Source organism: Escherichia sp. HH091_1A (assembly GCF_030295175.1).
Lineage (GTDB): Bacteria > Pseudomonadota > Gammaproteobacteria > Enterobacterales > Enterobacteriaceae > Escherichia > Escherichia coli_F.
This window is the reverse complement of the sequence record NZ_AP025747.1, coordinates 4,986,444-5,000,882: the sequence shown is the minus strand read 5'-3', so window position 1 is coordinate 5,000,882 and position 14,439 is coordinate 4,986,444. Positions and strand designations below refer to the sequence as shown.

The window sequence follows — 14,439 nt, the reverse complement described above, 5'->3', positions numbered from 1 at the left end:
CAACATCACCGCCCATACTCATCTTCCATTCTCCGCTCTTCATCTTCTAGCTGCCGACGCTCCTGATCCAGCTGGCGCTGGCGATCGTCCAGCTGCCTGCGGCGATCTTCAAACTGGCGGCGGCGATCGTCATATTGTCTGCGCCGATCGTCGTTCACTTCACGCTGCCAGCCGTCGTCGCGCGAATCTTCATAGTCTCGCCCACGGTCAGGGTTATAAGCATCGTTAATCGCCTGCTGAATATTGCCAATGGTGTCGTCGATAATATCGGCCTGGGCCGGAACGGTGGACAGCGTGAGCAGGGTGAATAAAAGAAATAGCGGAAAACGTTTCATTAGCCAACCTCAAAAAGAAACTCTATCCACATTAGTCATTACTCATCCATGCAAGTAGTGGATGAATCTCAATTTTTCCGCTGCTCTATTGCCGTAATCGCCTCCACGCGTTGTTGATGACGACCGCCTTCGTACTGCGCGCCCAGCCACGCATCCACAATCATTTTTGCCAGTTCGAGGCCAACCACTCGTGAACCAAAAGCCAGTGCAACTTCACTGGCGTAATGCGGATAATCAGTGCGCTCTGACGACCTGGTTTCTTTATCAATCCCCTCACTCATTGACCATGAATAAAAGGCTGGCACAGCAACGCAGAATCCTGCGGTGCCAGCGACATGACCGCCCATTGCTCCGGTACGTTTTTTAATAAGAAACACCGGTTGCATTGATTAATTGTGCTCAGTATTTGCCGAAGTACAATATATATAATAAATATATAAAACACCTCATATTATTTACAGAGATAATGAATTCGCGTACTTTTCCCTCTTCAGCACAAATGCCTAATAAAATGGCTCGTTCCGCTCACACTTCCACTTATTAAAGTCGCAAATTCCCAATTATGATAACGCCAGCTTTAAATGACGTATTTTGCATGGATTACATATTTACGACATAAATGATAAATGGAGATTTATATGAATAACTCTCGGTTATTCCGTTTGAGCAGGATTGTTATTGCGTTAACTGCCGCCAGCGGCATGATGGTAAATACCGCTCACGCAACAGATGAAGCGAAAGCCGCGACTCAATATACCCAGCAGGTTAATCAGCATTACGCAAAATCATTACCGTTTAGCGATCGTCAGGACTTTGACGATGCCCAGCGCGGATTTATCGCCCCGCTGCTGGATGAAGGTATTCTGCGCGATGCGAATGGCAAAGTTTACTACCGCGCGGATGATTACAAATTTGATATTAATGCCGCTGCGCCGGAAACCGTAAACCCCAGCCTGTGGCGTCAGTCGCAGATCAACGGCATTTCTGGCCTGTTCAAAGTCACCGATAAAATGTATCAGGTACGCGGCCAGGATATCTCTAACATTACATTCGTTGAGGGCGAGAAAGGCATTATTGTTATCGACCCACTGGTAACGCCGCCTGCCGCAAAAGCCGCACTTGACCTTTACTTCCAGCATCGTCCGCAAAAACCGATTGTTGCTGTGATTTACACCCACAGCCACGCCGACCATTATGGCGGTGTGAAAGGCATTATCTCTGAAGCGGATGTTAAATCTGGCAAAGTGCAGGTGATCGCTCCGGCAGGCTTTATGGACGAAGCCATCAGCGAAAACGTGCTGGCGGGTAACATCATGAGCCGCCGTGCGCTCTACTCTTACGGTCTGTTACTGCCGCACAACGCGCAAGGCAACGTGGGCAACGGCCTGGGCGTGACGCTGGCAACGGGCGACCCGAGCATTATTGCGCCAACCAAAACGATTGTCAGAACTGGCGAGAAGATGGTTATCGACGGTCTGGAGTTTGACTTTCTGATGACTCCGGGTAGCGAAGCGCCAGCCGAAATGCACTTCTATATTCCGGCCCTGAAAGCCCTGTGTACCGCCGAAAACGCCACGCATACCCTGCACAACTTCTACACCCTGCGCGGCGCGAAAACCCGCGATACCAGCAAGTGGACAGAGTATCTGAACGAAACGCTGGATATGTGGGGTAACGACGCGGAAGTACTGTTTATGCCGCACACCTGGCCGGTCTGGGGCAATAAGCATATCAATGATTATATTGGTAAATATCGCGATACTATCAAATACATTCACGACCAGACCCTGCACCTGGCGAATCAGGGTTACACCATGAATGAAATCGGCGACATGATTAAGCTGCCACCTGCGCTTGCCAATAACTGGGCCAGCCGCGGCTATTACGGTTCTGTTAGCCACAACGCCCGTGCAGTGTATAACTTCTATCTCGGCTATTATGACGGCAATCCAGCTAACCTACATCCGTACGGTCAGGTGGAGATGGGCAAACGTTACGTGCAAGCGCTGGGCGGTTCCGCCCGTGTCATCAACCTGGCGCAAGAAGCGAACAAGCAAGGGGATTACCGCTGGTCAGCAGAGTTGCTGAAACAGGTGATTGCTGCCAATCCGGGTGACCAGGTGGCAAAGAATCTGCAAGCGAATAACTTTGAGCAGTTGGGTTATCAGGCCGAGTCCGCCACCTGGCGCGGTTTCTACCTGACCGGCGCGAAAGAACTGCGCGAAGGAGTGCATAAGTTCAGCCACGGCACCACCGGTTCTCCGGACACCCTTCGCGGGATGTCGGTCGAAATGCTGTTCGACTTTATGGCCGTTCGCCTCGATAGCGCGAAAGCCGCAGGTAATAATATCAGCCTGAACTTCAATATGAGCAACGGCGATAACCTCAACCTGACGCTGAACGATAGCGTGCTTAACTACCGTAAAACGCTGCAACCTGAAGCCAACGCCTCTTTCTACATCAGCCGTGAAGATCTTCACGCCGTGCTGACCGGACAAGCCAAAATGGCGGATCTGGTAAAAGCGAAGAAAGCCAAAATTATTGGCAATGGCGCGAAACTGGAAGAAATTATTGCCTGTCTGGATAATTTCGATTTGTGGGTGAATATCGTAACCCCAAATTAATGCCACTCACTTTTGGGGGCGCTTAAGCCCCCAAAAGTATTTATTTTAAAAATACATACAACCAATTAATACATAAAATATATAAGTTATGAATGCGGTGGCTGAATAAAGCTATTTTTATTCATCGAGAAAATAGCCATACTGACGCCTTCAATGGATATTGATATTCACTACAGATATTGTTCGCAGCAGACAGGATGTATTTAATATGCCAACAGTTCTCTCTCGCATGGCGATGCAACTCAAAAAAACAGCCTGGATAATTCCCGTCTTCATGGTTTCGGGATGCTCATTATCTCCGGCAATCCCGGTGATCGGCGCTTATTATCCCAGCTGGTTTTTCTGCGCCATTGCCAGCCTTATTTTGACGCTCATCACGAGGCGAATTATTCAGCGGGCAAATATCAATCTGGCATTTGTCGGAATTATTTATACCGCCCTTTTTGCTCTCTACGCCATGCTGTTCTGGCTGGCATTTTTCTAATCTATTTGAGACGCGCTCATGGAAAGTACGCCGAAAAAAGCTCCTCGCAGTAAATTCCCTGCTCTGTTAGTGGTTGCGTTGGCGCTGGTTGCCCTTGTTTTCGTTATCTGGCGCGTAGACAGTGCGCCATCAACTAATGACGCCTACGCGTCAGCAGATACCATTGATGTGGTGCCGGAAGTCAGCGGTCGCATTGTAGAACTGGCGGTCACCGACAACCAGGCGGTGAAACAGGGCGATTTGCTGTTCCGCATCGACCCGCGCCCGTACGAAGCCAATCTGGCGAAAGCCGAAGCCTCCCTCGCGGCACTGGATAAGCAAATTATGCTCACCCAACGTAGCGTTGACGCACAACAGTTTGGTGCCGACTCGGTTAATGCCACGGTAGAAAAAGCCCGTGCCGCCGCGAAACAGGCCAGTGATACATTACGCCGCACCGAGCCATTACTGAAAGAAGGTTTCGTCTCAGCGGAAGACGTTGACCGTGCAAGAACGGCGCAGCGCGCCGCAGAAGCCGATCTTAACGCCGTATTGTTGCAGGCGCAGTCAGCCGCCAGCGCCGTCAGCGGCGTGGATGCGCTGGTGGCGCAACGTGCGGCAGTGGAAGCGGATATTGCGTTGACGAAACTGCATCTGGAAATGGCGACCGTTCGCGCGCCGTTTGATGGCCGGGTCATTTCCCTCAAAACCTCCGTCGGGCAATTTGCTTCTGCCATGCGCCCTATTTTCACCCTAATCGACACCCGTCACTGGTACGTGATCGCCAACTTCCGCGAAACCGATCTGAAAAATATTCGCTCGGGTACACCCGCAACGATTCGCCTGATGAGCGACAGCGGCAAAACCTTCGCAGGTAAAGTGGATTCGATTGGCTACGGCGTGCTACCGGATGACGGCGGCCTGGTGCTGGGCGGCCTGCCGAAAGTGTCTCGTTCTATTAACTGGGTCCGCGTTGCCCAGCGTTTTCCGGTCAAAATCATGGTTGAAAAACCTGACCCGGAAATGTTCCGCATCGGCGCTTCGGCAGTCGCTAATCTTGAGCCGCAATAATGAGCGCGCTCAACTCCCTGCCATTACCGGTGGTCAGGCTGCTGGCGTTCTTTCATGAAGAGTTAAGCGAGCGGCGACCAGGCCGCGTGCCGCAGACTATGCAACTCTGGGTAGGCTGCTTGCTGGTGATTCTGATCTCGATGACTTTTGAGATCCCTTTTGTGGCGTTATCACTGGCAGTGCTGTTTTACGGTATTCAGTCGAACGCGTTTTACACCAAATTTGTCGCGATCTTGTTTGTGGTCGCCACGATGCTGGAAATCGCCAGCCTGTTTTTGATCTACAAATGGTCATATGGCGAACCGTTGATCCGATTGATCATTGCCGGACCGATCCTGATGGGCTGTATGTTTTTGATGCGCACCCATCGGTTGGGGCTGGTTTTTTTCGCCGTCGCCATTGTCGCCATTTACGGGCAAACATTCCCCGCCATGCTCGACTATCCGGAAGTGGTCGTGCGCTTAACGCTGTGGTGTATCGTTGTCGGCCTCTACCCGACGTTATTGATGACGTTAATCGGCGTGCTGTGGTTTCCCAGCCGCGCTATCACGCAGATGCATCAGGTGCTTAATGATCGGCTTGATGATGCCATTAGCCACCTGACGGACAGCCTCGCACCGCTACCCGAAACGCGGATTGAAAGAGAGGCGCTGGCGCTGCAAAAACTCAATGTCTTTTGCCTCGCGGACGATGCCAACTGGCGAACTCAGAGCGCATGGTGGCAAAGCTGCGTGGCAACGGTAACCTACATTTACTCGACGCTGAATCGCTACGATCCCACCTCTTTTGCTGATTCTCAGGCAATTATTGAATTTCGGCAAAAATTAGCCTCAGAAATCAACAAACTGCAGCATGCCATTGCCGAAGGTCAGTGCTGGCAAAGCGACTGGCGGATCACTGAAAGTGAAGCGATGGCGGCACGGGAATGTAACCTGGAGAATATCTGCCAGACATTGTTGCAACTGGGTCAGATGGACCCGAATACGCCGCCAACGCCCGCCGCCAAACCGCCATCAATGGTCGCCGATGCTTTTACCAATCCAGACTATATGCGCTACGCGGTAAAAACGCTGCTCGCCTGTTTGATCTGTTACACCTTCTACAGCGGCGTGGACTGGGAAGGCATTCACACCTGTATGCTGACCTGCGTGATCGTCGCTAACCCGAATGTTGGTTCGTCGTATCAGAAAATGGCGCTGCGTTTTGGCGGTGCCTTCTGCGGTGCAATTCTGGCGCTGTTATTCACGTTACTGGTCATGCCCTGGCTGGACAATATTGTCGAATTGCTATTTGTGCTGGCACCGATTTTCCTGTTGGGCGCATGGATTGCCACCAGCTCTGAACGCTCTTCTTATATCGGCACACAGATGGTGGTCACCTTCGCGCTCGCCACGCTCGAAAACGTTTTTGGCCCGGTGTACGACCTGGTGGAAATTCGCGATCGCGCCCTGGGTATCATCATTGGTACCGTGGTGTCCGCGGTGATTTACACCTTTGTCTGGCCTGAAAGTGAAGCGCGCACACTGCCGCAAAAACTGGCTGGCGCGCTGGGTATGTTGAGTAAAGTAATGCGGATCCCACGCCAGCAGGAAGTCACGGCTCTGCGCACTTATCTGCAAATTCGCATAGGTCTGCATGCGGCGTTTAATGCCTGTGAAGAGATGTGCCAACGCGTGGCGCTGGAGCGTCAACTGGACAGCGAAGAACGCGCTTTACTGATTGAACGTTCGCAAACGGTTATTCGTCAGGGCCGCGATATTCTTCACGCCTGGGATGCAACCTGGAACTCGGCGCAGGCACTGGATAACGCACTACAGCCGGACAGAGCAGGTCAGTTTGCCGACGCACTGGAGAAATACGCCGCCGGTCTGGCAACCGCACTCAGTCGTTCTCCTCAAATAACGCTTGAAGAAACACCCGCCTCGCAGGCCATCCTGCCGACCTTATTAAAACAGGAGCAACACGTCTGCCAGCTTTTCGCCCGCTTGCCAGACTGGACAGCCCCGGCATTAACGCCCGCCACGGAACAGGCACAAGGAGCCACGCAATGATCAATCGTCAACTTTCACGCCTGCTGTTATGCAGCATTCTCGGCAGCACGACGCTGATTTCCGGCTGTGCCCTGGTACGTAAGGATTCTGCCCCGCATCAACAGCTCAAACCGGAACAAATCAAACTGGCCGATGATATTCATCTTGCCAGCTCCGGCTGGCCGCAGGCGCAGTGGTGGAAACAACTCAATGACCCGCAGTTGGATGCTTTGATCCAACGGACGCTAAGTGGTTCACATACCCTCGCCGAAGCGAAACTGCGGGAAGAAAAAGCGCAGTCGCAGGCGGATTTGTTAGATGCCGGTTCACAATTACAGGTGGCAGCGTTAGGGATGCTAAACCGTCAGCGCGTTTCGGCGAACGGCTTTTTAAGCCCTTATGCTATGGATGCGCCAGCACTGGGTATGGACGGGCCGTACTATACGGAAGCCACAGTCGGTTTGTTTGCCGGACTGGATCTTGATTTGTGGGGTGTGCATCGCTCAGCGGTTGCCGCCGCCATTGGCGCGCATAATGCAGCGCTGGCAGAAACCGCAGCAGTAGAGCTATCGCTGACCACGGGCGTAGCGCAGCTTTATTACAGTATGCAGGCCAGCTATCAGATGCTCGATCTGTTAGAACAAACACGCGATGTGATTGATTACGCGGTGAAAGCGCACCAGAGTAAAGTGGCGCACGGTCTGGAAGCGCAAGTGCCTTTCCACGGCGCGCGGGCACAGATTCTGGCGGTCGATAAACAAATTGCTGCCGTTAAAGGGCAAATCACCGAAACGCGAGAATCTCTGCGTGCATTGATTGGCGCAGGAGCCAGCGATATGCCGGAGATCAAACCGGTGGCATTACCGCAAGTCCAGACCGGCATTCCAGCGACACTCTCTTATGGGTTGCTCGCCAGACGCCCGGATCTGCAAGCCATGCGCTGGTATGTTCAGGCGTCATTAGATCAGGTGGATTCCGCGCGGGCGCTGTTCTATCCGAGCTTTGATATCAAAGCGTTTTTCGGCCTGGATTCTATCCACCTGGATACCTTATTCAAAAAAACCAGTCGCCAGTTCAACTTTATCCCAGGTCTGAAATTGCCGCTGTTTGACGGTGGACGGTTGAATGCCAATCTCGAAGGCACTCGCGCCGCCAGCAACATGATGATTGAACGTTACAACCAGTCAGTGCTGAATGCGGTGCGCGACGTTGCAGTCAACGGCACGCGTCTGCAAACGCTCAACGACGAGCGGGAGATGCAGGCAGAACGCGTAGAAGCAACGCGCTTCACCCAGCGCGCTGCCGACGCCGCCTACCAACGCGGCTTAACCAGTCGCTTACAGGCCACCGAAGCCCAGTTGCCGGTGCTTGCCGAAGAGATGTCATTACTGATGCTGGACAGCCGCCGGGTGATCCAAAGCATTCAGTTGATGAAATCGCTGGGTGGCGGGTATCAGGCGGCTCCCGTCGTCGAGAAAAAATAAAATGTCAGCCGCGTGATGGCTGTCACGCGGTATTTCGTTTCGTCACGTCAAAACTGACGACAGCCTGTTTTTCGTCAGAGTTTTGAATAAATAGTGCCCGTAATATCAGGGAATGACCCCAAATAAAATGTGGCATAAAAGATGCATACTGTAGTCGAGAGCGCGTATGCGTGATTTGATTAACTGGAGCGAGACCGATGAAAAAAGTCGTCACGGTTTGCCCCTATTGCGCATCAGGTTGCAAAATCAACCTGGTCGTCGATAACGGCAAAATCGTCCGGGCGGAGGCAGCGCAGGGGAAAACCAACCAGGGTACCCTGTGTCTGAAGGGTTATTATGGCTGGGACTTCATTAACGATACCCAGATCCTGACCCCGCGCCTGAAAACCCCCATGATCCGTCGCCAGCGTGGCGGCAAACTCGAACCTGTTTCCTGGGATGAGGCACTGAATTACGTTGCCGAGCGCCTGAGCGCCATCAAAGAGAAGTACGGTCCGGATGCCATCCAGACGACCGGCTCCTCGCGTGGTACGGGTAACGAAACCAACTATGTAATGCAAAAATTTGCGCGCGCCGTTATTGGTACCAATAACGTTGACTGCTGCGCTCGTGTCTGACACGGCCCATCGGTTGCAGGTCTGCACCAATCGGTCGGTAATGGCGCAATGAGCAATGCTATTAACGAAATTGATAATACCGATTTAGTGTTCGTTTTCGGGTACAACCCGGCGGATTCCCACCCTATCGTGGCGAATCACGTAATTAACGCTAAACGTAACGGGGCGAAAATTATCGTCTGCGATCCGCGCAAAATTGAAACCGCGCGCATTGCTGACATGCACATTGCACTGAAAAACGGCTCGAATATCGCGCTGTTGAATGCGATGGGCCATGTCATTATTGAAGAAAATCTGTACGACAAAGCGTTCGTCGCTTCCCGTACAGAAGGCTTTGAAGAGTATCGTAAAATCGTTGAAGGCTACACGCCGGAGTCGGTTGAAGATATCACCGGCGTCAGCGCCAGTGAGATTCGTCAGGCGGCGCGGATGTATGCCCAGGCGAAAAGCGCCGCCATCCTGTGGGGCATGGGTGTAACCCAGTTCTACCAGGGCGTGGAAACCGTGCGTTCTCTGACCAGCCTCGCGATGCTGACCGGTAACCTCGGTAAGCCGCATGCGGGTGTAAACCCGGTTCGTGGTCAGAACAACGTGCAGGGTGCCTGCGATATGGGCGCGCTGCCGGATACGTATCCGGGATACCAGTATGTGAAAGATCCGGCTAACCGCGAGAAATTCGCCAAAGCCTGGGGCGTGGAAAGCCTGCCTGCTCATACCGGTTATCGCATCAGCGAGCTGCCGCACCGCGCAGCGCATGGTGAAGTGCGTGCCGCGTACATTATGGGCGAAGATCCGCTACAAACTGACGCGGAGCTGTCGGCAGTACGTAAAGCCTTTGAAGATCTGGAACTGGTCATCGTCCAGGACATCTTTATGACTAAAACCGCATCAGCGGCGGACGTTATTTTACCGTCCACCTCGTGGGGCGAGCATGAAGGCGTGTTTACTGCGGCTGACCGTGGCTTCCAGCGTTTCTTCAAGGCGGTTGAACCGAAGTGGGATCTGAAAACGGACTGGCAGATTATCAGTGAAATCGCCACCCGTATGGGTTATCCGATGCACTACAACAACACCCAGGAGATCTGGGACGAGTTGCGTCACCTGTGCCCGGATTTCTACGGTGCGACTTACGAGAAAATGGGCGAACTGGGATTCATTCAGTGGCCTTGCCGCGATACTTCAGATGCCGATCAGGGGACTTCTTATCTGTTTAAAGAGAAGTTTGATACTCCGAACGGTCTGGCGCAGTTCTTCACCTGCGACTGGGTAGCGCCAATCGACAAACTCACCGACGAGTATCCGATGGTACTGTCAACGGTGCGTGAAGTCGGTCACTACTCTTGCCGTTCGATGACCGGTAACTGTGCGGCACTGGCGGCGCTGGCTGATGAACCAGGCTACGCACAAATCAATACCGAAGACGCCAAACGTCTGGGTATTGAAGATGAGGCATTGGTTTGGGTGCACTCGCGTAAAGGCAAAATTATCACCCGTGCGCAGGTCAGCGATCGTCCGAACAAAGGGGCGATTTACATGACCTACCAGTGGTGGATTGGTGCCTGTAACGAGCTGGTTACCGAAAACTTAAGCCCGATTACGAAAACGCCGGAATACAAATACTGCGCCGTGCGCGTCGAGCCGATCGCCGATCAGCGCGCCGCCGAGCAGTACGTGATTGACGAGTACAACAAGTTGAAAACTCGCCTGCGCGAAGCGGCACTGGCGTAATACAGTCCTTTCTACAGCCTCCTGTCGGAGGCTGTTTTTTTATCCATTCGAACTCTTTATACTGGTCACTCCCTACCCAATCGTATTATCAAAATGAAAAAAATTATCGCATTGATGTTGTTTTTGACATTCTTTGCCCATGCGAACGGCTCCGAGCCTGGCAGTCAGTATCTCAAGGCTGCAGAGGCTGGAGACCGACGCGCACAATATTTTCTTGCCGACAGCTGGTTTAGCTCCGGCGATTTGAGCAAAGCCGAATATTGGGCACAGAAAGCCGCCGACAGCGGTGATGCTGATGCCTGCGCGCTGTTGGCGCAGATCAAAATCACCAATCCGGTCAGTCTGGACTATCCACAAGCAAAAGTTCTTGCAGAGAAAGCGGCGCAAGCGGGCAGTAAAGAAGGTGAAGTAACGCTGGCGCATATTCTGGTAAATACGCAAGCGGGTAAACCGGATTATCCAAAGGCGATTTCGCTGTTAGAAAACGCCTCTGAAGATCTGGAGAACGACTCCGCCGTCGATGCTCAGATGCTGCTTGGTTTGATTTACGCTAACGGCGTGGGCATTAAGGCCGACGATGAGAAGGCAACCTGGTATTTCAAACGCAGCTCTGCGATTTCACGAACCGGTTATTCCGAGTACTGGGCGGGAATGATGTTCTTAAATGGTGAAGAAGGTTTTATCGAGAAGAACAAACAGAAGGCGCTGCACTGGCTGAACCTGAGCTGTATGGAAGGGTTTGATACCGGGTGTGAAGAGTTTGAAAAATTAACTAACGGTTAATGTAGGCCTGATAAGGCGCGCCAAGCGTCGCATCAGGCATTGATGTCGGATGCGGCGTAAACGCCTTATCCGACCTACAAAATCACGCTAAATCAGGCTATTGCGCAGTCTGGCGTAGGCCTGATAAGACGCGGCAAGCGTCGCATCAGGCATTGATGTCGGATGCGGCGTAAACGCCTTATCCGACCTACAAAATCACGCTAAATCAGGCTATTGCGCAGTCTGGCGTAGATACTGTTATGGCCTGCAAGTTTTTTTCTACCCTGGTTTCCCAGATTGCAGGCATGCCAGACACAGCGCCGTCAGGCGCTGTTTTTTTCATCCCTTCCGCGATTTTTACGCAGCTACCGGATTATGCCGTGACGCATCGAACGGTACGCCTGACTTCAGCACTCCATACGCCACCTGTGCCAGCTTGCGCATCATCGCGCCGAGAATCACTTTTCCTTTCTTGCCATTAGCCGCCAGACGGTCGCGGAACGCCCGTCCCCACTCAGTCTTACTGGTGGCTACCATTGCAGGCATATACAACGCCCTGCGAAGCGACACATGTCCGGCTTTACTCAACCGGCTTGCCCCTCTCACACTACTGCCTGATTCATAACGCCGTGGTGTCAGACCCGCAAAAGCGGCGAACTGTCTGGCATGGGCGAAGCGGTCCTTCAGACCGATATAAGCCAGTAATACCGCAGATGTTTTCTCTCCGATACCCGGGATACTTTCCAGCAGTTTCCTGCGGTGTTTCATATCCGGATCATCGTCTGTCAGGTCTTTTATCTGCTTCTCAAGACGCTTCAGCTCTGCTTCAAGCCACAGAAGGTGAGCATCAATGCTCGGTCTCTGGACTTCCCGCGCCGTTTCAGTGCGGTTCAGTTCCTGCGTGTGCATATCTGTCAGCGCCTGGTGGCGTACTACCAGGGCACGCAACGCGCGTTCAAGCGGGTGAGGCGCTTCCCAGGCTGCAGGGCGCTTCTGACGACAGAACTCTGCCAGCATGCGCGCATCCACGGTATCAGTCTTGTTACGCAGTCCTTCACTCTGAGCGAAAGCTTTACCCAACGCAGGATTAATGACTGACACTATGTAGCCTGCATCGTAAAGGCACTCTGCGACAGGTTCCATATAGGTGCCGGTCGCTTCGATGCAGATATGCGCATGGTCAATCTTGTGACCCTTCAGCCAGCTCACCAGCTCATCGTGCCCTTTAGTGGTGTTAGCGAATTTTTTGGTGCGATGACGACCATCAGGACGCAACACATCGACATCCAGTTTCTCTTTAGCGGTGTCGATACCGATATAATGAAGTTCATGTTCCATCGTGAAACCAACCTTGCAAATACGGATTACCGGGAAAACCGGTCCATGATACTGTCCGGTTTATCACTTTGGGAGAAAGGCAGTCCGCTGCATAAATCTACGCAACAGGTTGAAAACCTAAGGCCCGATACGGCATGCGGACTGCAGGCAGAGAAAACTGGCCGATTTTCTCTGCACAGGAGGGATAATACAAGGCCTGATAAGACGCGGTAAGCGTCGCATCAGATATTGATGTCGGATGCGGCGTAAACGCCTTATCCGACCTACAAAATCACCCTAAATCAAGCTATTGCGCAGTCTGGCGTAGGCCTGATAAGACGCGGCAAGCGTCGCATCAGGCATCCACACATTGCCGGGTGTATGTCCCCGGCAATCCTCAATTATTGATCCGCAGTTTTATCAAATTTGCCCAGCACTTCGCGCTCATAAGCCAGCGCTTTCTTACGGTCAAATTTGTGTTCCCACTTGGCAATCACCAGCACCGCCAGCGCATTACCCACCACGTTCAGCGCAGTACGCGCCATGTCGAGGATACGGTCAACACCGGCAATAAACGCCAGACCTTCCAGCGGGATCCCTACGCTGCCCAGCGTTGCCAGCAACACCACAAACGACACGCCCGGCACGCCAGCAATCCCTTTCGAGGTCACCATCAGCGTCAGCACCAGAATGATTTCCTGCCAGATGGACAGGTCAATGCCATACAACTGCGCGATGAAAATAGCGGCAATACTTTGATATAGCGTTGAACCGTCAAGGTTAAAAGAGTAACCGGTCGGCACCACGAAACTGGTGATCGACGCCGGTGCACCATAGGCTTCCATCTTCTCAATAATTCGCGGCAGCACGCTTTCAGAGCTGGCAGTGGAGTACGCCAGAATCAGCTCATCTTTCAGAATACGAATCAGGATCCAGACGCTTAACCCGCACAGGCGCGCCACAATTCCCAGCACTACCAGCGCGAAGAACAGAATGGCGAAATGCACCAGCAGCACCAGTTTCGCCAGTGGCCACAGAGACGAGAAACCAAAGTTAGCCACCGTCACCGCAATCAGCGCAAACACACCCACCGGCGCATAACGCATCACCATATGAGTCACTTTAAACATGGTTTCAGAGATGGAGCGGAACACGGTCACCAGCGGTTCACGATGCGTTGCGGGCAGGGAGGAAAGCCCCAGACCAAACAGTACCGAGAAGAAGATGATCGGTAACATTTCGCCTTTCGCCATCGACGCCACAATGTTCGTCGGCACCAGCGACAAAATCGTGCCCATAATGCCGTGGGAACTGCTCTGTACCGCTTCTGTAGTGCTCTGATATTTCGAGATATCGACGGTCGCCAGCTGCGACATATCCACCCCGGCACCGGGCTGGAAGACGTTCGCCAGAGTGATCCCCAGAATGATGGCGACAGTGGTGATCACCTCGAAGTAAATAATGGTTTTCGCGCCAATACGCCCGAGCTGTTTGGCATCACCAACACCCGCAATACCCACCACCAGCGTGGAGATCACAATCGGCACAACAATCATTTTGATCAGATGGATGAAGATATCACCCGCCGGAGAGAGCAAATTGACGACCAGCCATTCGCGACTGTCGCTATGGTAGTGCAGGTAGCTTCCCAGGAGAATGCCCAGCACCATAGCAAACAGAATCTGCCAGGCCAGGCTGAATTTTATATTTTTCATCAGAATAACTTCCTCAATGGAGCGCCGTTCCCGTTCAGAAACGCGAGAACGTGACATACTGCCAGGGCATGAATTGTGTTGCGTTGGTTTGTAGATTTTTTTAACGCTTATAATCAGTATCATTTGCGCGGTATGTTGCGCAACCCTTTAACAACAGAGCTTTTCGCTGCATTAATGCATAATAACGCGAGTTTATGGTAGGATTAATGAATAACCATTTGTTATGGAAAGATTTTTATTTGTTTAATCCGCAATAATACTGATTGGTGATTATTTTTGGTATATGTTCATTC

General features: G+C 52.4%; 11 protein-coding genes. 7 read left to right on the top strand and 4 right to left on the bottom strand.

Features of this window, described 5'->3' with window-relative positions; all coding sequences use genetic code 11:
• Positions 1-5: 5 nt before the first annotated feature.
• Positions 6-335, bottom strand: coding sequence for a DDRRRQL repeat protein YjdP (gene yjdP / locus QUF14_RS24720; protein WP_000819739.1), 330 nt, complete (start codon positions 333-335; stop codon positions 6-8).
• 68 nt (positions 336-403) lie between these two features.
• Positions 404-721, bottom strand: a complete 318-nt coding sequence (locus tag QUF14_RS24715; protein WP_001183291.1) for an RpiB/LacA/LacB family sugar-phosphate isomerase — start codon at positions 719-721, stop codon at positions 404-406.
• A gap of 252 nt (positions 722-973) precedes the next feature.
• On the opposite strand from QUF14_RS24715, the gene yjcS reads away from it, so the two are divergent.
• The 7 genes from yjcS (at position 974) to yjcO (ending at position 11,135) form a co-directional block, all read left to right on the top strand.
• Positions 974-2,959 carry an alkyl sulfatase YjcS gene (gene yjcS / locus QUF14_RS24710; RefSeq protein WP_024212265.1) on the top strand — a complete coding sequence of 662 codons (1,986 nt, stop codon included), beginning with the start codon at positions 974-976 and terminating at the stop codon, positions 2,957-2,959.
• A gap of 208 nt (positions 2,960-3,167) precedes the next feature.
• Entirely contained in the window at positions 3,168-3,443 is a 276-nt protein-coding gene (locus QUF14_RS24705) for a YtcA family lipoprotein (RefSeq protein ID WP_001305715.1), read from the top strand.
• An 18-nt stretch (positions 3,444-3,461) separates the two neighbouring features.
• Entirely contained in the window at positions 3,462-4,493 is a 1,032-nt protein-coding gene (mdtN, locus tag QUF14_RS24700) for a multidrug efflux transporter periplasmic adaptor subunit MdtN (protein WP_000446358.1), read from the top strand.
• The gene (mdtO, locus tag QUF14_RS24695) at positions 4,493-6,544 is read left to right on the top strand and encodes a multidrug efflux transporter permease subunit MdtO (RefSeq protein WP_001275162.1); all 2,052 of its coding nucleotides are present in this window, start codon (positions 4,493-4,495) and stop codon (positions 6,542-6,544) included. The genes mdtN and mdtO overlap by 1 nt, the downstream gene beginning before the upstream one ends.
• The gene (mdtP, locus tag QUF14_RS24690) at positions 6,541-8,007 is read left to right on the top strand and encodes a multidrug efflux transporter outer membrane subunit MdtP (protein WP_000610567.1); all 1,467 of its coding nucleotides are present in this window, start codon (positions 6,541-6,543) and stop codon (positions 8,005-8,007) included. Before mdtO ends, mdtP begins: the two co-directional genes overlap by 4 nt.
• 197 nt (positions 8,008-8,204) lie before the next feature.
• Positions 8,205-10,352: a formate dehydrogenase subunit alpha gene (gene fdhF / locus QUF14_RS24685; protein ID WP_001300547.1), complete on the top strand. Its 2,148-nt coding sequence runs from the start codon at positions 8,205-8,207 to the stop codon at positions 10,350-10,352.
• Between the two features lie 93 nt (positions 10,353-10,445).
• Entirely contained in the window at positions 10,446-11,135 is a 690-nt protein-coding gene (gene yjcO / locus QUF14_RS24680) for a Sel1 family TPR-like repeat protein YjcO (RefSeq protein WP_000719894.1), read from the top strand.
• A gap of 336 nt (positions 11,136-11,471) precedes the next feature.
• Here yjcO and QUF14_RS24675 read toward each other — a convergent pair whose 3' ends face one another.
• Both QUF14_RS24675 and gltP read right to left on the bottom strand, forming a co-directional pair.
• Positions 11,472-12,452 (bottom strand): IS110-like element IS621 family transposase, encoded by a 981-nt coding sequence (locus tag QUF14_RS24675; protein ID WP_000399629.1) that lies wholly within the window; start codon positions 12,450-12,452, stop codon positions 11,472-11,474.
• A gap of 380 nt (positions 12,453-12,832) precedes the next feature.
• Positions 12,833-14,146 (bottom strand): glutamate/aspartate:proton symporter GltP, encoded by a 1,314-nt coding sequence (gene gltP, locus QUF14_RS24670; protein ID WP_001361135.1) that lies wholly within the window; start codon positions 14,144-14,146, stop codon positions 12,833-12,835.
• Between the last annotated feature and the right edge of the window lie 293 nt (positions 14,147-14,439).

What these genes read in the sequence shown, in the direction of transcription:
- yjcO (WP_000719894.1), top strand. Translation starts at nt 10,446, where the DNA reads ATGAAAAAAATTATCGCATTGATGTTGTTTTTGACATTCTTTGCCCAT.
- gltP (WP_001361135.1), bottom strand. Translation starts at nt 14,146, where the DNA reads ATGAAAAATATAAAATTCAGCCTGGCCTGGCAGATTCTGTTTGCTATG.
- mdtP (WP_000610567.1), top strand. Translation starts at nt 6,541, where the DNA reads ATGATCAATCGTCAACTTTCACGCCTGCTGTTATGCAGCATTCTCGGC.
- mdtN (WP_000446358.1), top strand. Translation starts at nt 3,462, where the DNA reads ATGGAAAGTACGCCGAAAAAAGCTCCTCGCAGTAAATTCCCTGCTCTG.
- QUF14_RS24705 (WP_001305715.1), top strand. Translation starts at nt 3,168, where the DNA reads ATGCCAACAGTTCTCTCTCGCATGGCGATGCAACTCAAAAAAACAGCC.
- QUF14_RS24675 (WP_000399629.1), bottom strand. Translation starts at nt 12,452, where the DNA reads ATGGAACATGAACTTCATTATATCGGTATCGACACCGCTAAAGAGAAA.
- yjcS (WP_024212265.1), top strand. Translation starts at nt 974, where the DNA reads ATGAATAACTCTCGGTTATTCCGTTTGAGCAGGATTGTTATTGCGTTA.
- mdtO (WP_001275162.1), top strand. Translation starts at nt 4,493, where the DNA reads ATGAGCGCGCTCAACTCCCTGCCATTACCGGTGGTCAGGCTGCTGGCG.
- yjdP (WP_000819739.1), bottom strand. Translation starts at nt 335, where the DNA reads ATGAAACGTTTTCCGCTATTTCTTTTATTCACCCTGCTCACGCTGTCC.
- QUF14_RS24715 (WP_001183291.1), bottom strand. Translation starts at nt 721, where the DNA reads ATGCAACCGGTGTTTCTTATTAAAAAACGTACCGGAGCAATGGGCGGT.